The following is a 23,510-nucleotide window of genomic DNA, read 5'->3' as shown; positions in this document are numbered from 1 at the left end:
TGCAATATCTACAATTCCGCGCAATCTGATTCCGTCATTATTCACCCACGTCAACCCCGACTCAACTGATTCGGGTCAAAAAAGCGAATCAATTCGGTCAAAAGCCCTTTGCCGAGCGTCCCGAAGGTATTCCGAAGCCATCGATCAGTGCTTCAGTCGCCTGGGCGTTGCGGATGTCATTCTGGATATCGAGCAAACGGCTGAGGTTTTCGTCAGTAGCTTCATTCGCCAGGGCGCTCTCGGCTACTTTCAGTTCCTTATGTAGTGTGCTGGCGCGTTGATGCAAGTGTACGGCCTGCCTGAGCGCCTCGAGAGCGTCCTCCTCGGCGGCTTGCGCCGTGGCCGTCCATATCCGTGCGCGCCGCACCAGCGCCTCCAGCGCCTCTATCAGCGCGCCGAGATTGCCCTCGGTCATGATCCGCCGCATTTCGGCGCCTGTCGCCACGTGATGCTCCGCCATCGCGTCGAGCAGCGCATTGTGGAAACGCCTCAGGTCGGGATGGGTGAATTCAAGCCGGACGATCGTCTCGAAATCATCCTCTATCAACCGCGGATGATTGAACAATGTCATCAGGATCGCCGTTTCGCGCAGCGGCGGCATCGTCGAACTCGCACGTACCAGCACGGAACGCGCCAGGCTGTCGGATACGGCAAGACGGCCGCCATTCGCCTGGCCGCGGTTGCGCGCGCCATATCCCTGCGGGCCGCCGCCGCGCCCTGCCGGTCCCCTGTCCTGGGTGCGCGGCGCGAAGAACTGGTTCACCCGGTCGCGGACATCCTGCCCATAATGCCGCCGCACATCCTCGTCGCGGATGGTGGCGATCATCTGCTTCAGCCTCGATTCCAGCTCCGCGCGGCGCTCCGGCGTATCGAAGACGCCGCTTGCGGTCTCTCGCGACCAGAGCATGTCCGCCAGCGGCCGCGATTCATCGAGCACCGCCTGGAATGCCTGTGGGCCGGACAGCTTCACCAGATCGTCCGGGTCCTGCCCCTCCGGCAAGACCGCAAAGCGCAGGGAAAACCCTGGTTTCAGGAGCGGCAGAGCGAGATCGATCGCCCGATGCGCCGCCTTGATCCCAGCCTTGTCGCCGTCGAAACACAGCACCGGCTCCGGCGACATGCGCCATAGGAGATCAAGCTGGTCTTCGGTCAGCGCGGTACCGAGCGGCGCCACGGCCTGGGCGAACCCGGCCTGCGCCAGCGCTATGACATCCATATAGCCTTCGACGGCGATGATCGCCTTCGCGGATTGGCCTGCCTGCGGCTGTGCGGCTTTTCGTGCCCGCAGCGCATTGAAGAGGATCCTGCCCTTGTGGAAGAGCTCGGTCTCGTTGGAATTCAGATATTTGGCGATGGCGTTCGGCGCGAGGGCACGTCCGCCAAAGGCTATGATGCGGCCACGCAGATCTTCGATCGGAAACATGATCCGATCCCGGAACCGGTCGAACGAAACCGGTTTGTCATCGCCGTGAACCACCAGTCCGCAGGCTTCGATCTGCTCCTTCGTCGCGCCCTTGCCCGCCAGATGCTCCTTCAGCGCATTGCGGCTCTCCGGGGCATAGCCGATGCGGAACGCCTGCTGCGTCGAGGCGCTCAACCCCCGATCGCGCAGATAGGCCCGCGCCTTGGCCCCGCCCGCGGCCTGCAGCTGATCCTGGAAGAACTTCGCCGCCATTTCCATGACATCGTAAAGCGTCGAGCGCTTTGCTTCGCGCAGCTCCGCCTCGGCATCGCGCGCCGGCATCGGAACCCCCGCCATGTCCGCCACCCGCTGGACGGCCTCGGGAAAGCTGAGGCCTTCGAGCTCCGTCAGGAAGCGGAAATGATCGCCGGTCACGCCGCAGCCGAAGCAGTGATAGCGGCCCTTCCTGTCCTCGCAGTGGAAGCTGGGGGATTTTTCGCCATGAAACGGGCAACAGGCCCAGAAATCGCCCTTCTGGGCGTTGGTCTTCTTGCGATCGAACGATACCCGCGTGCCGATCAGACTGGAGATCGGTACGCGCTCCCTGATCTCATCGAGAAAGGACGGTGGAAATCGCATGGGCCTGGCATTCTTGATTTCATTGGTGTTGTCGCAGCGCGGGGGCCGGCTGCGCTCAACCGGGAACATATTGCATCAAATGGAGTTTGGGGGAAAGCCTGTCAATTCACTCGTCCCCTGTTCATATGCTGGCCCGAACGGGACGGATCCGGCGCGTCCGCAGCTAAAGCCGGCAAAGACAGTTGCTGCGCGCCAACTTGCATAACTGCAGGTACGGTTTATTAAAAACGACAGAATTTTTCTTAGCCGGAACATATTATTCTCGCATTTCCTGTGCATATGCTATCGTGAAAGTGAACACGTGTTCAATTTGACGGCGGCGATATTCACGAGAGGTTGAAACGGACGAAAGTGAGCGGTTCTGCGGTATTGTTGCATCTGGCCGGTGCGGTTGCCCTTCTTCTTTGGGCGACACGCATGGTGCGGACCGGCGTGGAGCGCGCCTATGGCGAAAGGATGCGTCAGAGCCTGCGCGGCGTGCTGCATAATCCGGTCCTGGCTGTGCTGTGGGGGCTGATGCTCTCGATCGCATTGCAGAGTTCGACAGCGGTCAGCCTGCTCGCCGGTTCCTTCGTCGGCTCGGGCGTCGTCAGCGGCGTCGCCGGACTGATGGCCGTGCGCGGCGCGGAGGTCGGCTCGGCTCTTGTCGTCAAGATACTCAGCTTCGACCTCACGCTGCTGGTGCCGCTCTGCCTCGTTGCCGGAACGGCCATATTCATGTCCACCGAACGCAGCAACTGGCGGCAGATCGGCAGGATACTGGTCGGGGTCGGATTGCTGATCCTTTCGCTCGAAATGACCGGCCAGGCGACGGAACCGTTGCGCAACAGCGAACTCCTGCCGCAGATCGTCGGCTATCTCGATACCGATCCCGTGACGGCCTTCCTCCTTGCCGCCATCATGACCTGGCTTTTCCATTCGAGCATAGCGGCGGTGCTGCTGCTGGTGACCTTTGCCAGCCGCGGCCTGATCTCGCCGGAACTCGGCATCGTCATGATCTTCGGCGTCAATCTCGGCTCCTCCTTCATCGCGCCGCTGCTGACCCGCGCCGCCGCACCGAAGGCCCGCATCGTGCCGATGGGCAACCTCCTCATGCGCGGGGCCGGATCGATCATCATCCTGATCCTCTTCCTCTCGTTCCAGCCATCCATCGGCTTCCTGGGCTCCGCCGCGGCCGATCAGATCATCAACGGGCATATCCTGTTCAATATCATCATCCTCCTGGCCGGCGTGCCGCTCTCGAGCCTCGTGCTGCGGATAACGAAGGCGGTCGTCGCACTCAACACGCCGGCGCAGCCAGCCGCGCCGCTCGACCATGCCGAACTCAGTGCGCTCGACGAGAGCGTCCTCGGCACGCCGAGCCTGGCGCTTGCCAATGCCACCCGCGAAACCGTGCGCGTCTGCGAAACGATAGAGATCATGCTGCGCGATATTATCGGGCTCTACGAGCAGCCCGAACAGAGCCGCATCGACGAGCTTTCGGCGCTTGACGACAAGGTCGATCGCAAGCATGCGGCGATAAAACTCTATCTTGCCAAGTTGACGACGAAGGACCTGAGCGAGTTCGAAGTCGCGCGCGCCCAGGAACTGCTCGGCGCCTGCGTGAAGCTCGAACAGGTCGGCGACATCATCGTCAGGAACATGTTGGCGCTGGTGCAGAAGAAATTGGACCGGAAGCTGGAATTCACCGACGAAGGCTGGCTCGAATTGAGCAATTTCCACGCCAAGGTGCTGGTCAATGCCCGCATGGCGTTCAACGTTCTCGTCTCAAGGGACCGCGAAACGGCCCACCAACTGGTGCTGGAAAAGGATCATCTGAGGGATCTGGAGAAGCAAAGCAGCCAGAGGCACTTTTCACGGCTGCGCAGCGGCACCGTCCGGAGCCTGGAAACCAGTTCCATTCATCTGGATACGATCCGCGACCTGAAGCAGATCAATTCGCTGCTGGCGTCCATGGCCTATCCTGTCCTTGAGGAACAGGGCCTGTTGAACACGACGCGGCTGCGTGCGCTGCATAGCTGACAGGCGCACGACAGTCAGTAATTGCGATGAATATGGGTATTGGAGCCGATGAAGGCGCCCATCGCCGAGCCGATCAACAGCCCGAGCGTCATATTGCCCATGACCGTTTCGCCGATGCCGGCGCCGATCGATAGGCCTGCCAAGATGCCTATTATAGTAGACCAGCCATGTTCCTTCATATCAGCCTCCATATTTTGTTAACCATCAACGCGGCAACCCGCCGCCAGGTTCCGTCGTCGATTCTACAGGGCACACGGGGCTGCGTCGCTCCATCGAAAGAACGATAAAGGGAGTGGTCGAGGCCGGCCTGCATAGACATAAGGATTTTGGGGAGCATCCCCCCAACGAGCGACCAAACAAAAAAGGACCGCTGCGGGAGGAGGTGCAGCGGTCCTGATTGTAAATGTACCGCGGGAGGAGGTGCAGTACATTCGACGTTGGGATTATCTGGGAGGAAAAGAACCCAACACCGATAAGATAACATCGCCCATTTTTTTTGCTACCCGCATAATTGCATAATAGCTATGCAAAATGTCGCGGCCGGGAAGTTCGGAGCCGTCCTCAAAACCTGACATTGAGGTCGGCCTTGATGGAATTATGGCGGGCCTCGGAGGAATATTGGCCGGTATAGCTGAGACCAAGGGTCGTTCTCCTGCCGATGCCCGCATCAAACCCGGCTTCGATGATCGCGGCATCCCCTGCCACGGGAGTGCCCTCGACCGAGAAAGTCTGACCGCCGCTGAAGGCAAGACCGACTTGCGGCGTCACATCGCCGAAAGCGTGGTTCCAACCCAGCATGCCGCGCGCCGTCAGCGAGATATCCGCGCTCAAGCTGAACTGATGCGAAGCACGCAAGCCAAGCGTTGTCACGGTCAGGTCTGTGCTGGAGCCTGCGCCGTTCAGATTGCTCACAGCGCCGTCTTCGTCAAAGCCGCCGGTTTTGACATGTACATGTCGTGCTGCCGCAAAGGGTTCGAGTGCGGCATAGGCCGTATCGATCTCATAGCCGAGTTCGCCAAAGACCTGCACGGAGGTCGCATCATACGCAGCCTCATGCTCGCCTGACAGCGAACCGAAGTGCACGGACCGCTTGGTTTCGATCTCGTGGTGACCGAGATTGACGCCGAGCCGCAAACCGAGTGCATCCAGCTTTGTGCCGCCATAGATTCCGAGCTGGTAATTGTCGACCGATGCCTTGCCCCGGCCGCCGCTTATCGAGGTGTTGCCATAACCGGCAAGCAGACCGAAGCGCCAGCTATCGGCAATCACACCGTCCATACCGGTGACAAGCCCACCCAGGTTGCGACTGTAGCCGCCAGCATTGCCGTCACCATCCGCATGCGCCCATGAACCATAGGCCTCACCCCAAAATGCCGTTGTTGCAGCGGCCGGCTCGATAGCGGCAAAGACTTCACTCTGCTGTGCCTTCCCGGGACCATAGGCCAAGGGCGGCGTGCTGACGGCCTGCGCCTTGCCTGCCACACCGTCAAAGGCATTGCGCAGCCGCGCAGTCGCCGCATCGGAGATGAAGTGGCTGTCGTCCGCCAGAACACCGAAGACCGTCGCATGGACCTCGCCCGACAGCGCATCGAAATCGAGCAGGTTGCCGATGGTGGAAAAGAGCACGGTGTTATAGAGCGCATTGCCCTGCTTCAAGCCTTGGACGGCACCCGATGCGGCGCGTTGATTATCGGTGTCGACACCAACGGTCCACGGCACATCCTTCCTGTCAAACCCAAGCATCACCTTGCTTGTGTCGCTGTAATCGAGCTGCGTCGCAATGTAGTTGAAACTGCCGGCGCCATTGACGGTATCGAACCTGCCTTCGACCTTGCTAGCCGTGAGAATGTCATAGTGCCGGTCGAAAAGCTGTTCTATCTCGGCATTGTTCAACAAAGCCGCCTTGCCTTCAAGCCGCACATCCACGACGCCGCCAAGCAAACTTGCCTTGCCTCCGACAGAAAGACTGTCCGCCGCGCCATGATCGGCCGCGATCTCGACATCAAGAACACTGCCTTTTTCGAAGGTTGCGTCCTTGCCGACATTGAGCGTGCCGACCGAATTGCCCGGCGAGACCTTACTGCCGCTCTTCGCCAGGAGACTGCCGACAATGCCGGTTCCGGAAACAACGCCCGCTTCGCCGACGATGGTAGATCCGCTCCTGCCGTTGATCGCTGCCCATCCACCATCGATCGACGCATCGCCAATTGTGCCGTCAACGGCGACGTACAAACGCCCGCCCTTGTTGACTGTCGTGTCGGCTGCAATACCTTCAACCGTAAACAGTGCAGTGGCATTGACGATTGATCGCGAGGTGATGGAGCCCTTTTTGTCGATCACCAATTCGCCGCCATCGACGATCGTATCACCGGAATAGGTGTTGTGGCCCGCCAATGTCAGCTGGCCAGAGCCGATCTTGGTCAGGCCGGCATCATAGGAGGAAGCATCTGCAAGCTTGGCAGTGAGATACGGTATACGGCTGCTATCATTGAACTTGATTTCAGCTTCAACGAGCAGGTTAGCGCCTATAATTGCGTCGCGGGGAGCATTCGCAATTAGGCCAGCGATAACTTCACTGCTCCGGCCAGCAATGAAATCATCGAAATCAGTCGACTGACTATATTGCCCGCGCCAATACGGTCTCTCTTTTGCATAGAGATCGGCCAGAATCTTCCCGAACGGGTCGGCGTCCAGAGCGGACAATGCAGTGCGCGCTCTGGCCGAGCGATATCCTTGCTCCAGGAAAGATTCGATCGCCGCCTTAAGGAGATTTTTGCCTGTATCAATGCCGGCAATGAGCGGCGTTGATGGTTTCACAATACCGGGAACAGCTTGCAGTTTGCCTTGCAATTCCGGCTTCCTGTTTGTCCAGGAAGTCGCCTCGGCCTGCTCTTCCTGTTTGCGCCGAACAAGTGCCGTATCGGAAATATCGTTGGACCAGACATCGGTGCCATTGGCGTGCCCCGGAACGGCGTCATCTTTTGAAAGGTTCACGACAACCCGCTCCAGAAACTGTTTCGGACCGCGCATGGCGCTCTTCATGTCCGGCCTGCCCCAGCCAAAGACCTTATTGGGTATATCGGCAATATCGTTTTTCAGCCTGGCATCCGTGAGATGCTCAGCTGTGGTGAACATCACATCCCGGGCCTGGGAATTATTCAAATACGGAAACCGCTGCATGACGAGCGCAAGCGAAGCAGTCACGTTCGGTGCAGCCGCCGAGGTGCCATCATAGTTGGGGGAATAAGTTGCCGCTATCTTGTCATTGGGCGTGCCGTGCCCACGATCATAAACATCGCCGTTCCGCCCTGCCGTCGTACTGTAAATGCCCGCGGTGGGTCCGCCAATGCACCAATATTTGGCGACGCCGCAGCGGTCATATATCGACTCACCCGTCTTTGTGACGCCAGTGACGCCGACCCAGTATTTTTCGATCTCCGGGCGAAAATAGGGCAAGGATACTACTGTGCCGGGATTGTTGTGCCCGGCATTTCCATTCGCCCAAACCTGAATTGTTCCATATTGCTGGGAGGCCTCGGCGACTGAATCAGCATAGGTCTTCTTGCCCAGAAAATGGGAATAGGAGCCAACCAGCTCGGCTACGCTACTGTAATTCTGTATTATATCAGGCGTTTGCCCCCAGCTCGAATTGACCGCGCGGGCACCATTGCGCGACGCTACAGCATAGGCTTCCCTGAAATATTCGTAATCTACGGATGGCCCCGTCAGAGTAGAATCGGTTCCGCCTGTATTGACTGAATAGAGATGGGCGTCGAACGCGATACCATGCATCTCCTTGCCATCCCGAATCCCGACCATTTCGCCAGCCGCTGCGGTGCCATGGCTATCATTGATGCGCGGATCATAGTCGCCGGAAACCGAAAACCTGTCGCCTTTCTTCCAGCTCCATTTTCCGGCCTTCTTACCTTCATACCTGTCGCCATCCGCGCCGTAGGTGCCTTCCACCTTGAGTGAAGTGAACTTGCCGGCAAGTTGAGGATGGCTTGCCAGAATACCGGAGTCTACCTCACCAATCTTGACGCCGGCGCCAGTGATCCCCTGGGCATAGGCATATTCCGCTTTGACGCCTGCCAGGGCGTGATCCTTTAGAAATTCCGGCGTACGCCAGGTCGCTGCTGCCGCTTCCAGATCATCGGTCCTGCTGCCATCGGCATTGAAGTACTTCCCGTCAGCGAGTGCCGTGGCACTCGTCGCGACAAGAATCAGGGCGATACATGCGGAGCTTTTCAGAAACTTGCGGGAAGCGGAGAGCGAGTGATGACGTGCGGAAAAAGCCGCAGAAGTGGCGTGAAAAGGCATAATGAAAAATCCCGAACAATAAAAAATACTAAACTATTCGGCTAATTAGTGGGCAAGTCGGCGTTGGCGTCAAGTGCCCATCCGCAATGAGCATCATTTAGTGTCGAATAGACATATTTACGGGCAGCGCATGTTTCATGACACTGCCCGCAGGATCGGCCACATCCGAGATGCGCCACTTGATTTTTGTTCTTCGACGAGCGCGAATCGACGCCGGCCCGCCGGCCTATTGCAGGATTTCCTTGACGATGCCGCTCGCCTTGCTGAAGTCCATGCGGCCGGCATAGCGCTCCTTCAGGGCGTTCATGCACTTGCCCATGTCGCGGAGGCCACCGGCGCCGATTTCGCCGATGATCTCGCTGCACGCGTTGCGGATATCCGACTCGCAGAACTGCTGCGGCATGAAATCGCGTATGATCTCGATTTCAGCGCGTTCCTGTTCGGCCAGTTCGAGGCGGTTTCCCTCCTCGTAGAGCTTCGCCGATTCCTCGCGCTGCTTGATCATCTTGGCCAGGATGGTGCTGATTTCGTCTCCGCTTACCGGCTCCTTGCCGATCCCGCGATTGACGATATCCCGATCCTTGATGGCGGCCATGATCAAGCGCAGCGTGGAAATGCGGCTCTTGTCCTGTTCCTTTACGGCTTTATTCAGTGCCTCGGCGATTATCTCGCGCATGGCTTCACTCTCCTGTTATCCGCACACACTAGTAATCGTGCCGAGCGAAATCAAGAAACGCTCATATCCGCAGACATGATTATCCCAAGATCTCACTCGTGATCCAATTGACCGGGCGTGCTATTTTGTTTATGGACTGGGACCTAGCCAGACATCTTCATAGTTTCTGCGGTGGGTGATAATTCAACCATCGCGATCAGCCACGTCATATGGAGTATTCCGAAGTATTTTTCAATGCCCGGACGATCCATTTTGGCGGGCCCGCCAGGAGTGCCAAATGAACACCTTGCCGAACGACACCAAAACCGCAGGTTGGAGCGAGTTTAAACCTACCGCTTTACTTGTACTGGCGGATGGTACCGTCATCGAGGGCAAGGGATTGGGTGCAACGGGCGCATGCGAAGCGGAAGTTTGCTTCAATACTGCCCTCACCGGCTATGAAGAGATCCTGACAGACCCGTCCTATGCCGGCCAGATCGTCACCTTCACCTTCCCGCATATCGGCAATGTCGGCACCAACAATGAAGACATCGAGGATCTGGCACCGGCCAAGCGCGCAGGGGCCGTCGGCGCGATCTTCAAGGCCGACATCACCTCCCCGTCCAGCTATCGCGCGGCACAGGGCCTCGACGAATGGTTGAAGTCGCGCGGCGTCATCGCCCTTTGCGGCGTCGATACAAGGGCGCTCACTGCCTTGATCCGCGAGAACGGCAGTCCGAACGCCGTTATCGCCCATGATCCCGAGGGCAAGTTCGACATCCCGGCGCTCCAGAAGCGCGCCGCGGCGTGGCACGGCCTGCTCGACCTCGACCTCGCCAAGGAAGTGACGTCCGGGCAGAGCTCCGTCTGGACCGAGAAACCATGGGTCTGGGACAAGGGCTTCGACGAGCAGTCACAGCCCGAATTCCACGTGGTCGCCATCGATTACGGCATCAAGCGCAATATATTGCGGCTTATCGCCGGGCTTGGAGCCAAGGTGACGATCCTGCCGGCGACAGCAACGGCGGAAGACGTGCTCGCCTATGAGCCGGATGGTATCTTTCTCTCGAACGGGCCTGGCGATCCGGCGGCCACGGGCAAATATGCCGTGCCCGCGATCAAGGAACTCATCAAGACCGACATTCCCGTCTTCGGCATCTGCCTCGGGCACCAGATGCTGGCGCTCGCGGTCGGCGGCCAGACGAAGAAGATGCATCAGGGCCATCACGGCGCCAACCATCCCGTCCGTGACGATACGACGGGCAAGGTCGAGATCGTTTCGATGAACCATGGCTTCGCTGTGGATGCGCAGAGCTTCCCCGACGGCGTCGAGGAAACCCATGTTTCGCTCTTCGACGGCAGCAATTGCGGTCTTCGCATCGCCGGGCGTCCGGTCTTTTCAGTGCAGCATCATCCCGAAGCCTCGCCGGGCCCGCAGGATTCGCACTATCTCTTCCGCCGGTTCTTCAACCTGATCCGTCAGCGCAAGGGACTGGAGACGCTGCCCGAACGCGAACACGCCGCCTGACCAGGCGACGTCGCGGCCTTCACCGGCCCTCGATATGGCGAACTGCTCCTGCGGTCGAGCGTGCTTGACAATGACAGCCAGCCCTGTACTAATCGGTACAATCTTGACCGCTCAGTACAGGGAAGCTCGTCTATGACCGAACAACGCCCGCCGCTTCCGCCATTCGATCTGGAGAGCGCAACGAAGAAGGTCCGCGCTGCCGAGGATGGCTGGAACAGCCGCGACCCGGAGCGCGTCTCCCTCGCCTATACCGTCGACAGTTTCTGGCGCAATCGATCGACATTCATTCGTGGCCGCGCAGAGATCGTCAGTTTCCTTAAGGCGAAGTGGATACGGGAACTCGATTATCGCCTCATCAAGGAATTATGGAGCTTTTCCGACAACAGGATCGCCGTGCGTTTCGCCTATGAATATCACGATGATTCCGGCAACTGGTTTCGTGCCTATGGCAATGAAAACTGGGAGTTCGACGAGAACGGGCTCATGCGTCGGCGCTTTGCCTCGATAAATGATCTGCCCATCGCGGAAACGGACAGGAAGTTCTTCTGGGCTCGATCGGGACCACGCCCGTCCGACCATCCCGGCCTGTCCGGGCTGGAGCTTTGAGTTTGGCGAAAACCATCACCGAAAGAGCCGATATCCTGCCTCGACTCGCCGAGATTTTCCGCGAATATGGCTATGAAGGCGCCAGTCTTGCGATTATCGGCGCCCGAACGGGTCTTGGAAAGGGCAGCCTTTACCACTTCTTCCCGGGCGGGAAGGAAGAGATGGCCGCCGCTGTCATCGACGAGATCGGCCAATGGTTCGAGCACCGCATCTATGAGCCGCTGCGCAATTCGGCCGACCCGCAGGCGGCGCTGATGTCCATGTGCGACGATGTGAGCGCCTATTTCCATTCCGGACGCCGCATCTGCCTGATCGGCGCCTTTGCGCTGGACAATGTGCGCGACCGCTTCGCCGCCCGCGTCAACGACTATTTCGCAGCATGGAGGTCGGCATTGGCCGATGCCCTGCAGCGGCGCGGCGACACGGCATCCCGCGCCGAGACCCTGTCCGAAGACACATTGATCGCCATCCAGGGAGCGCTGGTACTGGCGCGGGCGCTCGATCAGCCGGAGTTGTTCCAGCGCAGCATGGACAGGATCAGAGCCGACCTTTCGGCTCAGGCAACGTAATTGGTCGGAAGCGCAGTGGTGGATTTGAGTGTTTCCATCGAGACGGAGGCAGAAATATCGAAGAACTCGACCTTTTCGACGAGGGCCTTGTAGATCGCATCATAGGCTTCGACGCGCGGAAGAACGATCTTCAATATGTAGTCGATGGTGCCGGTCATCCGGTGCACCTCGACGATCTCGGGGATTTCGAGAACCGCCGCCCTGAATTGTTCCAGCCACTCAGCCGAGTGGCGTGCGGTCCGCACGATCACGAACATCGTCGTCGGCAATCCCGCTGCTGCCCGGTCGAGCAGCGCCACGCGCCGGCTGATATAGCCCTCATCCTCGAGCCGCTGGACACGGCGGGAACAGGCCGATACCGAAAGGCTGACCCTCTCGGCAAGGTCCGTAACCGGCATGGCAGCATTCTGCTGCAGCAGATGCAGAATCTTGCGATCCCGATCATCGATCATTACCCCTGCCTCCGCCGTTGTTTTGCGCTCTCAAGAAGTGATACGCTTATTTATTGCACATAAATACTGGAATGCCACGCAAATCGCCGAGTTTTCCGTCGGATACACCGGTATCATGTCGTCAACGAAGAGGAGATGGCAATGCGGACGATCGGCCTGATTGGCGGAATGAGCTGGGAAAGCACGGCAGTATATTACCGCCATATCAATGAAGAAGTGCGCAACCGCCTCGGCGGGCTGGTCTCGGCCAGGATCGCCATGCAGTCGCTCGATTTCTCCGAGGTCGTCGCCCTGCAGAAGGCCGACCGCTGGCATGATGCCGGCGTGCTCCTCGCCGACGCGGCAAGGCGGCTGGAGCTGGGCGGCGCCGACTGCGTCCTGATCTGCACCAATACCATGCACCTGGTGGCAGAACCCGTTTCCGCGGCCGTAAACATTCCGCTCATCGACATCCGCGCCGAAACCGGACGTGCCCTGACGGATGCCGGAATGAAGCGTCCGCTTCTGCTCGCCACGCGCTACACGATGGAGCACGGCTTCTATGCGGACTACCTGAAAACGCATTTCGGGCTGGATCTGCTCGTTCCGAACGAGATCGACCGCGCGAAGGTGCATTCAGTGATCTTCGACGAACTCTGCTGTGGCGTGGTGAAGCCGGAATCGCGGCAGGCGCTGGAAAAGATCGTCGAGCGTGGCAAGGAGGCCGGGGCAGATTGCGTGATCCTCGGCTGTACCGAAATCTGCCTGTCGCTCACGGAAGACAATCTTGCCCTCCCGCTGTTCGATTCGACCGCCATCCATGCGCGGGCGGCGGTCGATCATGCGCTGGAAAGATCAGCCGCAGCGGCGAGCCACCGCTGATCCTCTCCGCTAGATATTGGCGTTGAACGTATCGCAGCTCTCCAGCTTGCCGCTCTCGAAACCGCGCTTGAACCATGCGCTGCGTTGGTCGGACGTGCCGTGGTTGAAGCTCTCCGGCACGACATAGCCTTGCGTGCGGCGCTGCAGCGTGTCGTCGCCGATCTGCTGCGCGGCATTCAGGGCCTCGTCGAGATCGCCAACATCGAGAATGCCCTTCTGCTGGGTGAAATGCCCCCAGATGCCCGCAAAGCAATCGGCCTGAAGCTCGACCCGCACAGACATGGCATTGGCCTCCGCCTGTCCCATGCTCTGGCGCATCTGATTGAACTTCGGCAGAACGCCGATCAGGTTCTGCACATGATGGCCGACCTCATGCGCAAGAACATAGGCCTGGGCAAAATCGCCGGAAGCCCCGAATTTACGGTCCAGTTCATCGTAGAAGCGCAGGTCGATATAGAGCTTCTTGTCGCCCGGGCAGTAGAACGGGCCCGACGCCGAACTTGCGAAGCCGCATGCGGACTGCACCTGGCCATCGAACAGCACCAGCGTCGGCGCCGGATAGGTCTGTCCCGACGCCTGGAAAATGCCGCTCCAGGTATCTTCGGTTTCGGCGAGCACGGTGCGCACGAACTGGGTCATCTCGTCATTGTTCTTGACCGACGTATCGGTCTGGCTCTGGCCGCCGGGCAGAAGCTGGCCGCCGCCGCCGTCGACGAGAATCTGCATCGGGTCGATATTGGTGCAGAGTTTCAGGAACAGGAAGATCGCCGCCAGGATGATGATGCCCGAAAGGCCACCGCCCCGCGCCGTCCTTATCCCCGACCCGCCAGGTATCCGGAAACCCCCGCCGCGTCCTATTCCGCCAGGAAAACCTCCCCCTTCACCGCGCCGATCTTCAACATTGTCACTCTGTCTGCGACCTTGCCAACGCATCCACTCCATCTCCCTTTGGGCCGTCCAATGAATGGCCGGCAAGCGAACTAAAACACTCTTCAACATCATTTGTTTCATGAGCGCTCGCGTTTTTCAACGTGGAGCTGTGTTTAGTTACACGCGTCGGCATAAACGTTGCCGCAAAAGGCGGAAATTTATTGCCGGAAGCCCGCGAAAAAGCAGGGATTGGCGTTTTTTGGGGTTACACAAACCGAATCCTTTGCCTATAAGGCAGCCTTAGCCTCGCATTATGAATTGTGTGCCTGCCCGTACGGTCAATCCGTGCGGTTTTTTGTGCAGCCGCCATGGATAGGAAAAGAACATGCCGAAACGCACCGACATCAAATCCATACTGATCATCGGCGCGGGACCGATCATTATCGGCCAGGCATGCGAATTCGACTATTCGGGCACACAGGCCTGCAAGGCGCTGAAGGAAGAAGGCTACCGGGTCATCCTGGTGAACTCCAATCCGGCGACGATCATGACGGATCCGGAACTGGCGGACGCCACCTATATCGAGCCGATCACGCCGGAAGTCGTCGCCAAGATCATCGCCAAGGAAAGGCCGGACGCCCTGCTGCCGACCATGGGCGGCCAGACCGCGCTCAATACGGCGCTTTCGCTGCGGCGGATGGGCGTGCTCGATCGCTACAATGTGGAGATGATCGGCGCCAATGCGGAAGCGATCGACAAGGCCGAGGACCGGGCGCTGTTCCGCCAGGCCATGGACAAGATCGGCCTCGAGACCCCGCGCTCCATGCTGGCCAATGCCACCGAAGTGAAGGACCTCGACAGGAAGCTGCACCAGGAACAGCGCGAGGCCGTCAAGGCGAAATATACCGGCGCCGAACTCGATGCGGCGCTCGACAAACTCGAGACCGAGTGGCAGCTCGGCGAAGGCGACCGCAAGCAGCGCTATGTTGCGCATGCGCTCGGCATGGCCGGCGCCGCGCTCGATCATGTCGGCCTGCCGGCCATCATCAGGCCGTCCTTCACCATGGGCGGCACCGGTGGCGGCATCGCCTATAACCGCGCGGAATTCTACGAGATCATCGGCAGCGGCCTCGACGCCTCGCCGACGACCGAAGTCCTGATCGAAGAATCCGTCCTCGGCTGGAAGGAATACGAGATGGAGGTCGTCCGCGACAAGGCGGACAATTGCATCATCATCTGCTCGATCGAGAATATCGACCCGATGGGCGTTCATACCGGAGATTCCATCACGGTCGCCCCTGCCCTCACGCTCACCGACAAGGAGTACCAGATCATGCGCAACGCATCGATCGCGGTGCTGCGCGAGATCGGCGTGGAGACCGGCGGATCGAACGTGCAGTTTGCGGTCAATCCCGACAATGGCCGTCTCATCGTCATCGAAATGAACCCGCGCGTCTCCCGCTCCTCGGCGCTGGCGTCGAAGGCGACCGGCTTCCCGATTGCGAAGATCGCCGCCAAGCTGGCTGTCGGCTATACCCTGGACGAGCTGGAGAACGATATCACCGGCGGCGCGACACCGGCCTCCTTCGAACCTTCGATCGACTATGTGGTCACGAAAATACCGCGCTTCGCCTTCGAAAAGTTCCCCGGCGCCGAGCCGACGCTCACCACGGCGATGAAATCCGTCGGCGAGGTCATGGCGATCGGACGCACCTTCAAGGAATCGCTGCAAAAGGCGCTGCGCGGCCTTGAGACAGGCCTCACCGGCCTTGATGAAATCGCCATTCCCGGTCTTGGCGAAGGAAATGACAACAATGCCATAAGAGCCGCCATCGGTACGCCGACACCGGACCGGCTGCGCATGGTGGCCCAGGCGCTGCGCATAGGGCTTTCGGTCGAGGAGGTCCACGAAGGCTGCAAGATCGATCCATGGTTCCTCGAACAGATGGCCGAGATCATCGCCACGGAGGAACGCGTTCGCGAACATGGCCTGCCGCAGGATGCACAGAACCTGCGCATGCTGAAGGGCATGGGCTTCTCCGATGCCCGCCTCGCCAGCCTCGCAAAAATCGAGGTGAGCGACGTGACGAAGCTGCGCAACAGGCTGGAGGTACACCCGGTCTACAAGCGCATCGACACATGTGCGGCCGAGTTCGCATCGCCCACGGCCTATATGTACTCTACGTATGAAGTGCCATTCGCCGGAAATACGGCTTCCGAGGCACAGGTATCCGACCGGAAGAAGGTCGTCATCCTCGGCGGCGGTCCAAACCGCATCGGCCAGGGCATCGAATTCGACTATTGCTGCTGCCATGCCGCCTTTGCGCTTCGCGATGCCGGCTATGAGGCCATCATGGTCAATTGCAATCCGGAAACGGTCTCCACCGACTACGATACGTCCGACCGGCTCTATTTCGAGCCGCTGACGGCCGAGGACGTGCTGGAAATCCTGCGCGCCGAGCAGCAGGCCGGGACGCTGCACGGCGTCATCGTGCAGTTTGGCGGACAGACGCCGCTGAAACTCGCCGATGCGCTCGAAAAAGCAGGGATTCCGATCCTCGGCACTTCGCCCGATGCCATCGACCTTGCGGAAGATCGCGACAGGTTCCAGAAGCTGCTGGTGAAGCTCGACCTGACGCAGCCGAAGAACGGCATCGCCTATTCGGTCGAGCAGGCGCGCACGATCGCCAGCGAACTCGGCTTCCCGCTCGTGGTGCGGCCTTCCTACGTGCTTGGCGGCCGTGCCATGCAGATCATTCATGACGAGCGCGCATTGCAGACCTATCTGCTCGACACCGTGCCGGAACTCGTTCCCGAGGATATCAAGCAGAAATATCCGAACGACAAGACCGGCCAGATCAACACGCTGCTCGGAAAGAACCCGCTTCTCTTCGACCGCTACCTTACGCTGGCGACGGAAGTCGACGTCGATTGCCTCTGCGACGGCAAAGACACCTGGATATCGGGCATCATGGAGCATATCGAAGAGGCCGGCATCCACTCCGGCGACAGCGCCTGCTCGCTTCCCGTTCATTCGCTTTCTGCTGCTACCGTCGCCGAACTGGAACAGCAGACCGCGGCGCTGGCGAAGTCCCTCAATGTCGTCGGCCTCATGAACGTGCAATATGCGATCAAGGACGACACGATCTATGTGCTCGAAGTAAACCCGCGCGCATCGCGGACCGTTCCCTTCGTCGCCAAGACCGTCGGCAAGCCGATCGCCAAGGTGGCGGCTCGCATCATGGCCGGCGAAACGCTGGAGGGTGCGCTGGCCAATTATGGCGGCAAGCCTGCCGCGGGGGCGATCAAGCACATTGCCGTCAAGGAAGCGGTCTTCCCCTTCGCACGCTTCCCCGGCGTCGACACATTGCTTGGACCGGAAATGCGCTCGACCGGCGAAGTCATGGGCCTGGATTACGACTATGCCCTCGCTTTCGCGAAATCCCAGCTTGGCGCTGGCGTCGATCTGCCTCGCGATGGCACGCTCTTCGTCTCGGTACGCGACGAGGACAAGCAGCGGATACTCGCGCCGGTCAAGCGCCTGGCGGAACTGGGTTTCAAGATTCTCGCTACGGGCGGAACCGCGAGGTTCCTCGGCGAGAATGGCGTCGAGGCACAGAAAATCAACAAGGTGCAGGAAGGGCGTCCGCATGTAGAGGACGCGATCCGCAACCGGCAGGTGCAGCTCGTCTTCAACACGACGGACAGCGCGAAGGCAATCTCCGACTCCAAATCATTGCGCCGCGCGACCCTGATGCAGAAAGTGCCGTATTACACGACGCTTTCGGGCGCGGACGCGGTGGCGGAGGCGATCGCAGCGCTGAAGGCGGGTTCACTCGAAGTCAGGCCCCTGCAGGACTACTTCGCCTAGTCCGGAGCAATCCGGGCCGGGCTAAACGCCGGTCACGCCCGTACCCTCCAGGCCATGGCCGGAGGGATCGCTGACGAAGTGCAGCACCTTGGAGAAGACATGGTCATCCTTGTCTTCCCTGCCGATATGAACCACTGTCGATGCCCCGAGATCGTCGCGCAAGACGGCCAGCGCCAGCTCGCGTGCATCGGGTTCCATGCCATCCAGTGCTTCGTCGATCACCACCCAATCCGGCTTGTGCAGACGCAGCCGGGCGAATGCCAGCGATTGCTGTTCATCGTCGCTCAGCTCCCTTTCCCAGCGCGCATTGAAATCCAGCATGGTTTCGAGGCGTTTCAGGCCGAGATTGTGCAGGGCATCGACGAGTTGGCTATCGCTGAACCCATCCTTGCCCAGCGGATATGACATGGCCTCGCGCAGGCTTCCCGGCGGAAAATAGGGCAACCGCGGCATGTAGATGATTTCCTTGCCGCCCGGCAGCGTCACGGTTCCGGCGCCCCACGGCCAGAGACCGGCAATCGCACGGAACAGCAATGTGCGATCGATACCGGTCTCGCTCGTGATGAGGACACGCTCGCCCTCCTTCACCACCGCCGCCTTCTCCTTGAGGCGCACGGTCATGCGCGGCGCCGATATCTTTAGCGCATCCAGCCGCAATTCATTCGCCTCGCCTTCGGCAAAGCCGATGCGCTGTTCGACGCCGTTCATGATGTCGGTCGCCTGCACGGCTTGCCGGAACGACGTCACGCGCAGGAGGGTCGCGCGCCAATCGGCTATGGCGCCGAAATTATCGACGAACCATTTCAGCGCGGCATGGACCTGGTTGAAGGCGCCGATGGCCATCATCAGGCCGCCGAACGAAAGATTCCCGGCAAAATAGACCGGGGCAGCGACGAGGATCGGCGCGACGATGGTGAACCAGCCATAGCCGGACGTCACCCAGGTGAGCTGCGTCAGCGCCGTCACGAGCAGCCGGATGGCCGCTAGCAGGCTGTCTACATCGAAGCCGAGGCGCCGCTTCTCGTCGGCCTCGCCGCGATAGAGCGAAATGGCATCGATATGCTCGTTCACCCGCATCAGGGAGAAGCGCAGTTCCGATTCCTTCTGGTAGCGATCGGCATTGTATTTGATGAGCTTGCGGCCGACGAGCCAGCTGAGCCAGGAGGCAGACGCCGCATAAAGTATGGCCGCCCATACCATGTAGCCCGGGATGGAAAAACTGTAGCCATAGAGGTTGAAGACGAAGCCGCTCGACAGCGACCAGAGAACCCCGACGAAACTGACCATCAATATCGAGGCTTGCAGCAGGCCGAAGCCAAGATCGGTCGACATTTCCGCCAGATGCCGTGCATCTTCATGCAGGCGCTGGTCCGGATTGACGCCGATAGGGCCGGAATTGGAGAGCTTGAAAGCCCGCCGCGGCACCAGCCATTCGCCGATGAGATCGCGGGTCAGCCCCTCGCGCAGCTTCAGCCGGGTCATCTGGTTGAGCCAGGTCTGCGCAACGCTGAGGACCAGCAATACCGAGGCGATGCCTATGAACACCATGAGCTGCTCGGTGAATGCCGGCAGGTCGCGGCGCGAAAGTGCATCGTAGAACGGGACGTTCCAGCGGTTGAGCAATACCTGCCCGGCGGAGGTGACGATGATGATGGCGAATACGCCGAGGACCAGGAGGATCAACCGGTTGCGGACAGGGGAATTCCAGTAGATGTCGACGATGACGCGAAGCTGGGAGAGCAATCCGGACTGGACTTCACCGGCAACGGCGGTCGGCGGCGTCCGATCGGCTTTCCTCTTCGCCATAGTCTCTCCCGTCCACGACCCTGATTCGGCCCGGCTATTCTAGCAGTTTGCGACGCAAAGCGGACTGAAGGCCGTGCGGTTTCTTCCTGCAATGTAGGTCCAATCCCGTCGCTTGCAACGGTGCGGCCGGAACGTCGGTCGGCGCCGATTTCAAACCCGCTTGTCTTGCCCGGAATTCTGTCCTATGTATTTCACATCGATTTTATCGGTCGAGTGACTTTGCGACCGCGTAACCTGTTGCGCTTCCTGATGAACTCCATTGCATAGGTTCGATTCCCTGGGCAGCATTTGTTTATGCTGTCTCTCTTATATACCTGAAAGGAACTTCCCATGGCTTCGGGAACAGTGAAATGGTTCAACGGCACTAAGGGCTACGGATTCATCCAGCCTGACACCGGTGGTGCGGATGTTTTCGTTCATATCTCTGCCGTTGAGCGTGCAGGTCTGCGCGGTCTCAATGATGGTCAGAAGATCAACTACGAAATCGTTCAGGACCGCCGTTCGGGCAAGTCGTCCGCTGACAATCTCAGCGTCGAGGGCTGATTATCCGGCCCCCGTGGCCTGGTTTTCCTCAATGTAAAAAGGCGGGTTCTTCCCGCCTTTTTCTTTACCCGCTTTTACCCGAATAGTGCCCGCCGCTACCCGGGCACGACAATTATCGGGGCAAGACAACGCTAAAGGACGATCAGCGGCTCGTTCTTGACCGAGCGGATCGTCAGGGACGTGCGCACCGAATCGACATTCGGCGTCGAGGTCAGCTCTTCGATGACGAAATTCTGGAACGTGTTCAGGTCCGGCGCCACGCAATGCAGCAGGAAATCCGATTCCCCCGAGACCATCCACGCCCGCCGCACCAGCGTCCAGCTATTGGTCTTTTCGGCAAAGCTCTTCAGGTCGGCATCGGACTGGCGATGCAGGCGGATCATGCAGAAGGCAACGATGTCCTGCCCCAGAATCCCGCCATTCAGAATGGCGCGGTATCCCTGGATTATCCCGCTTTCCTCCAGCTTCCTGACACGCCGCAGGCATGGCGGGGCAGAGATTCCAACCCGCTCAGCCAATTCCACATTGGTGATGCGGCCATTATCCTGCAGTTGTTTCAGAATTTTCCAGTCGATCGCGTCGAGATCCGCCGTCAAAGGCATGGTGTAATCTTATCCTGTCCCAGAAGTGGCTAACATATGCGATTCCTGCCGCTGTGTACTGCATCCCGGACCAGTTGCAAACAGCTTCCCATTAGCGGCTCCAGAAGCGGCGCGTGAAAAGGATCACGACCGTTATGATTTCGAGCCGCCCCGCCAGCATCAGATAGCTCAAGACCAGCAGCGATGGTTCGTTCAATGTCGAGAAATTGCCGACCGGCCCGATCGTATCGCCAAAGCCGGGACCGACATTGGAAAGGGCCGTCAGCGCCCCGGTTATCGCCGTGCCGAGATCATTGCCCAGCATCGCAAGGGCGCTTGCGCCAAGGATCAGGGATGCCGTGTAGAGGAACATGAACAGCAGCGCCGACTGCGCCACTTCCTCGGTGATCTCGGAGCGTCCATAGCGCATCTTGATGATGGCATTGGGCATTATGAGTTTCGTCAGGGTCGCCGAAGCGAGCTGCCACAGGATGATCACCCGGTTGAGCTTGATGCCGCCGGAGGTCGAACCGGCACAGCTTCCGAGGAATGTTACCAGGAAGAACACGCCCAGGGCCTCCGCCCCCCAGAGCTGGTAGTCCTCCGTGGCGAAACCCGTCGTGGATATGACCGAGACGAGGTTGAACGAGGCCGCGATCAATGCGTCGCCGAATGCAATGCCGGTCTCGATCTTCAGCATGATGGCCAGAAACACGCTCAGGCTGATGACGATGATGAAGAACAGCGAAACCTGCGGATCGGCAAAGGATACGAAGCGCTGCGGCATCAGCGCCTTGATATAGAGCACGAAGGGAAGCGCTCCGAGCGTCATGAACACCGTGGCGATAATCAGAATGGGCCTGTTATGCGCATAAAAGCCGAGCGAACTGTCGTGGGTGGAGAAACCCGAGGTGGAAACGGTCGTCAGGGCGTGGTTGACCGCATCGAACATCCCCATGCCGGCGGCGAAATACGACGCCATGCAAAGCACCGTCAGGATGAAATAGGCCAGGGTTATGCCCGTCGCGATCTGATGCACGCGCGGCAGTATCTTCTCCGATTTGTCGGAGGATTCCATGTGGAGCAGCTGGATGCCGCCGACACGCAGCGAAGGCAGGAGCAGCAGCCCGAGGCCGATGAAGCCGAGACCCCCGAACCAGCAGAGCAGCGAGCGCCACATCAATATGCCGCGCGGCATTCGGTCGAGCCCGGTAAGCACGGTCGCGCCGGTCGAAGTGAGGCCGGACAGGGATTCGAAGAGGGCCCTTATGAAGCTTATCGGCAATGTCGAGAAATAGAGCGGGAGCGAACCCAGCAAGGCCGCCGTCAGCCATACGGCAACGATAAGCAGAAATCCGAGGCGCGGCGTGAAGCGTATCTCGACATTCTGCGTCGCCAGCAGCACCAGCCCGCAGAGGATGCCGGTGAACAGGGCCGACTGAACGAAAACCAGCCAGTCGCTATTGCCGATGTGCAGATCCACCAGCGCCGGCACGAGCATCATCCCGCCCATGACGAGACCAAAACGCGCGCATATGTTGGCAATGGTTCGAAGGATGGGATCAGCCTCGTGGTCGCGTTTTGGACAGCTTATATTTCATAGACTTACCTCCACGGCCAAAGCCAGCGACGATATTCCGTGCCCTGGCGCATACAAGCTGTGGCTAACCCGTCTATATTATAAGCAGACCTTGCAAGGAAGGGTCATCAAACACTACTTTATGGCTCAAGAAGGTGACAGGCCGCCAAAAGCCTTCACGCGTCCGATTATCTACGTCAAGGTTTGATCATGACACAGCGCCACGTGCCCGTCCTCATTATCGGTTCCGGTCCGGCCGGTTACACGGCAGCCATCTATGCGGCACGCGCCAACCTGAAACCCGTGATCGTCGCAGGATTGCAGCAGGGCGGCCAGTTGATGATCACCACCGACGTCGAAAACTATCCCGGCTATGCCGATCCGGTCCAGGGCCCCTGGATGATGGAGCAGATGCGGCTGCAGGCGGAACATGTCGGCACCGAGATCATCAACGACATCATCACGGAAGTCGACCTCTCCGTCCGCCCCTTCCGCCTCATCGGCGATGGCGGCACGCAATATAGCTGCGACGCCCTGATCATTGCCACGGGCGCACAGGCCAAATGGCTGGGCCTGCCCAGCGAGCAGACCTATATGGGCTTCGGCGTCTCGGCCTGCGCCACGTGCGACGGCTTTTTCTACCGCAACAAGGATGTGGTCGTGGTCGGCGGCGGCAACACCGCCGTGGAAGAGGCGCTCTATCTTGCCAATATCGCCAAATCGGTCACCATCGTGCATCGCCGCAATGGCTTCCGTGCCGAAAAGATTCTGCAGGACCGCCTGCTCAGCAAAGAAAATGTCAAAGTCATATGGGACAGTGTGATCGATGAGATCACCGGCAGCGAAGCTAAGGCTCCGATGCCTGCCTCCGTTACCGGGGTTCGTCTGAAGAATGTGAAGACCGGCGAGACCACCGACCTTGCCACCGATGGCGTATTCGTCGCCATTGGCCATGCGCCAGCGGTCGAACTGTTCAAGGGGAAACTGAAACATAAGCCGAATGGCTATCTATGGACTGCCGCCGATTCGACTGCGACGGATGTTCCGGGCGTTTTCGCGGCTGGCGATGTGACCGATGACATTTACCGGCAGGCCGTTACCGCGGCCGGCATGGGCTGCATGGCCGCGCTCGAAGCCGAGCGGTGGCTGGCGGCGCAGGAACCGGTACGTCAGGCTGCCGAATAGAGGCCATATGAAGGAGCCGGC

Annotated in this window: 17 protein-coding genes; 8 read left to right on the top strand and 9 right to left on the bottom strand. The window is 59.5% G+C overall.

Annotated features, from left to right (window positions below; genetic code table 11):
• Window positions 1-97: 97 nt before the first annotated feature.
• Window positions 98-2,041: a DNA primase gene (dnaG, locus tag M8997_RS01635; protein ID WP_250019681.1), complete on the bottom strand. Its 1,944-nt coding sequence runs from the start codon at window positions 2,039-2,041 to the stop codon at window positions 98-100.
• Between the two features lie 351 nt (window positions 2,042-2,392).
• Between dnaG and M8997_RS01630 the strand changes: the two genes are divergently transcribed.
• On the top strand, window positions 2,393-4,063 hold the full coding sequence (locus M8997_RS01630) for a Na/Pi symporter (RefSeq protein WP_250019680.1): 1,671 nt from the start codon (window positions 2,393-2,395) through the stop codon (window positions 4,061-4,063).
• A gap of 14 nt (window positions 4,064-4,077) precedes the next feature.
• Here the strand turns inward: M8997_RS01630 and M8997_RS01625 are convergent, their stop codons facing one another.
• The 3 genes from M8997_RS01625 to M8997_RS01615 all read right to left on the bottom strand — a co-directional run bounded on the left by M8997_RS01625 (window position 4,078) and on the right by M8997_RS01615 (window position 9,059).
• Window positions 4,078-4,242: a hypothetical protein gene (locus tag M8997_RS01625; protein ID WP_250019679.1), complete on the bottom strand. Its 165-nt coding sequence runs from the start codon at window positions 4,240-4,242 to the stop codon at window positions 4,078-4,080.
• Between the two features lie 382 nt (window positions 4,243-4,624).
• Window positions 4,625-8,383 (bottom strand): autotransporter domain-containing protein, encoded by a 3,759-nt coding sequence (locus M8997_RS01620; protein WP_250019678.1) that lies wholly within the window; start codon window positions 8,381-8,383, stop codon window positions 4,625-4,627.
• Between the two features lie 226 nt (window positions 8,384-8,609).
• Entirely contained in the window at window positions 8,610-9,059 is a 450-nt protein-coding gene (locus M8997_RS01615) for a GatB/YqeY domain-containing protein (RefSeq protein ID WP_250019677.1), read from the bottom strand.
• Between the two features lie 277 nt (window positions 9,060-9,336).
• Between M8997_RS01615 and carA the strand changes: the two genes are divergently transcribed.
• From carA to M8997_RS01600, 3 genes are all read left to right on the top strand, one after another.
• Window positions 9,337-10,566 carry a glutamine-hydrolyzing carbamoyl-phosphate synthase small subunit gene (gene carA, locus M8997_RS01610; protein ID WP_250019676.1) on the top strand — a complete coding sequence of 410 codons (1,230 nt, stop codon included), beginning with the start codon at window positions 9,337-9,339 and terminating at the stop codon, window positions 10,564-10,566.
• A 132-nt stretch (window positions 10,567-10,698) separates the two neighbouring features.
• Entirely contained in the window at window positions 10,699-11,172 is a 474-nt protein-coding gene (locus M8997_RS01605; RefSeq protein WP_250019675.1) for a nuclear transport factor 2 family protein, read from the top strand.
• 2 nt (window positions 11,173-11,174) lie between these two features.
• Window positions 11,175-11,741: a TetR/AcrR family transcriptional regulator gene (locus M8997_RS01600; RefSeq protein WP_250019674.1), complete on the top strand. Its 567-nt coding sequence runs from the start codon at window positions 11,175-11,177 to the stop codon at window positions 11,739-11,741.
• Here the strand turns inward: M8997_RS01600 and M8997_RS01595 are convergent.
• Window positions 11,729-12,193 (bottom strand): Lrp/AsnC family transcriptional regulator, encoded by a 465-nt coding sequence (locus M8997_RS01595; protein WP_250019673.1) that lies wholly within the window; start codon window positions 12,191-12,193, stop codon window positions 11,729-11,731. The two genes, M8997_RS01600 and M8997_RS01595, sit on opposite strands and share 13 nt — an antisense overlap.
• A gap of 141 nt (window positions 12,194-12,334) precedes the next feature.
• Here M8997_RS01595 and M8997_RS01590 point away from each other — a divergent pair, with 141 nt between their 5' ends.
• Window positions 12,335-13,054: an aspartate/glutamate racemase family protein gene (locus M8997_RS01590; RefSeq protein WP_250019672.1), complete on the top strand. Its 720-nt coding sequence runs from the start codon at window positions 12,335-12,337 to the stop codon at window positions 13,052-13,054.
• Between the two features lie 9 nt (window positions 13,055-13,063).
• On the opposite strand, the gene M8997_RS01585 is transcribed toward M8997_RS01590, so the two are convergent.
• Window positions 13,064-13,987: a neutral zinc metallopeptidase gene (locus M8997_RS01585; RefSeq protein WP_250019671.1), complete on the bottom strand. Its 924-nt coding sequence runs from the start codon at window positions 13,985-13,987 to the stop codon at window positions 13,064-13,066.
• A gap of 322 nt (window positions 13,988-14,309) precedes the next feature.
• On the opposite strand from M8997_RS01585, the gene carB reads away from it, so the two are divergent.
• Window positions 14,310-17,795 carry a carbamoyl-phosphate synthase large subunit gene (carB, locus tag M8997_RS01580; protein ID WP_250019670.1) on the top strand — a complete coding sequence of 1,162 codons (3,486 nt, stop codon included), beginning with the start codon at window positions 14,310-14,312 and terminating at the stop codon, window positions 17,793-17,795.
• 21 nt (window positions 17,796-17,816) lie between these two features.
• Here the strand turns inward: carB and M8997_RS01575 are convergent, their stop codons facing one another.
• Window positions 17,817-19,601, bottom strand: coding sequence for an ABC transporter ATP-binding protein/permease (locus M8997_RS01575; protein WP_250019669.1), 1,785 nt, complete (start codon window positions 19,599-19,601; stop codon window positions 17,817-17,819).
• 330 nt (window positions 19,602-19,931) lie between these two features.
• Between M8997_RS01575 and M8997_RS01570 the strand changes: the two genes are divergently transcribed.
• On the top strand, window positions 19,932-20,144 hold the full coding sequence (locus tag M8997_RS01570) for a cold-shock protein (RefSeq protein ID WP_250019668.1): 213 nt from the start codon (window positions 19,932-19,934) through the stop codon (window positions 20,142-20,144).
• A gap of 131 nt (window positions 20,145-20,275) precedes the next feature.
• Here M8997_RS01570 and M8997_RS01565 read toward each other — a convergent pair whose 3' ends face one another.
• Window positions 20,276-20,746, bottom strand: a complete 471-nt coding sequence (locus M8997_RS01565) for an Lrp/AsnC family transcriptional regulator (RefSeq protein ID WP_250019667.1) — start codon at window positions 20,744-20,746, stop codon at window positions 20,276-20,278.
• 91 nt (window positions 20,747-20,837) lie between these two features.
• The gene (locus M8997_RS01560; protein WP_250019666.1) at window positions 20,838-22,238 is read right to left on the bottom strand and encodes a TrkH family potassium uptake protein; all 1,401 of its coding nucleotides are present in this window, start codon (window positions 22,236-22,238) and stop codon (window positions 20,838-20,840) included.
• A gap of 276 nt (window positions 22,239-22,514) precedes the next feature.
• Between M8997_RS01560 and trxB the strand changes: the two genes are divergently transcribed.
• Window positions 22,515-23,489 carry a thioredoxin-disulfide reductase gene (gene trxB, locus M8997_RS01555; protein WP_250019665.1) on the top strand — a complete coding sequence of 325 codons (975 nt, stop codon included), beginning with the start codon at window positions 22,515-22,517 and terminating at the stop codon, window positions 23,487-23,489.
• The last annotated feature ends 21 nt before the right edge of the window (window positions 23,490-23,510 follow it).

This window comes from Phyllobacterium sp. 21LDTY02-6, from assembly GCF_023554255.2.
Classification (GTDB): Bacteria; Pseudomonadota; Alphaproteobacteria; order Rhizobiales; family Rhizobiaceae; genus Phyllobacterium.
This window is presented reverse-complemented; position numbering and strand designations above follow the sequence as displayed.

What these genes read in the sequence shown, in the direction of transcription:
- dnaG (WP_250019681.1), bottom strand. Translation starts at nt 2,041, where the DNA reads ATGCGATTTCCACCGTCCTTTCTCGATGAGATCAGGGAGCGCGTACCG.
- M8997_RS01625 (WP_250019679.1), bottom strand. Translation starts at nt 4,242, where the DNA reads ATGAAGGAACATGGCTGGTCTACTATAATAGGCATCTTGGCAGGCCTA.
- M8997_RS01620 (WP_250019678.1), bottom strand. Translation starts at nt 8,383, where the DNA reads ATGCCTTTTCACGCCACTTCTGCGGCTTTTTCCGCACGTCATCACTCG.
- M8997_RS01615 (WP_250019677.1), bottom strand. Translation starts at nt 9,059, where the DNA reads ATGCGCGAGATAATCGCCGAGGCACTGAATAAAGCCGTAAAGGAACAG.
- carA (WP_250019676.1), top strand. Translation starts at nt 9,337, where the DNA reads ATGAACACCTTGCCGAACGACACCAAAACCGCAGGTTGGAGCGAGTTT.
- M8997_RS01605 (WP_250019675.1), top strand. Translation starts at nt 10,699, where the DNA reads ATGACCGAACAACGCCCGCCGCTTCCGCCATTCGATCTGGAGAGCGCA.
- M8997_RS01595 (WP_250019673.1), bottom strand. Translation starts at nt 12,193, where the DNA reads ATGATCGATGATCGGGATCGCAAGATTCTGCATCTGCTGCAGCAGAAT.
- M8997_RS01590 (WP_250019672.1), top strand. Translation starts at nt 12,335, where the DNA reads ATGCGGACGATCGGCCTGATTGGCGGAATGAGCTGGGAAAGCACGGCA.
- M8997_RS01585 (WP_250019671.1), bottom strand. Translation starts at nt 13,987, where the DNA reads ATGCGTTGGCAAGGTCGCAGACAGAGTGACAATGTTGAAGATCGGCGC.
- carB (WP_250019670.1), top strand. Translation starts at nt 14,310, where the DNA reads ATGCCGAAACGCACCGACATCAAATCCATACTGATCATCGGCGCGGGA.
- M8997_RS01575 (WP_250019669.1), bottom strand. Translation starts at nt 19,601, where the DNA reads ATGGCGAAGAGGAAAGCCGATCGGACGCCGCCGACCGCCGTTGCCGGT.
- M8997_RS01570 (WP_250019668.1), top strand. Translation starts at nt 19,932, where the DNA reads ATGGCTTCGGGAACAGTGAAATGGTTCAACGGCACTAAGGGCTACGGA.
- M8997_RS01565 (WP_250019667.1), bottom strand. Translation starts at nt 20,746, where the DNA reads ATGCCTTTGACGGCGGATCTCGACGCGATCGACTGGAAAATTCTGAAA.
- M8997_RS01560 (WP_250019666.1), bottom strand. Translation starts at nt 22,238, where the DNA reads ATGGGCGGGATGATGCTCGTGCCGGCGCTGGTGGATCTGCACATCGGC.
- trxB (WP_250019665.1), top strand. Translation starts at nt 22,515, where the DNA reads ATGACACAGCGCCACGTGCCCGTCCTCATTATCGGTTCCGGTCCGGCC.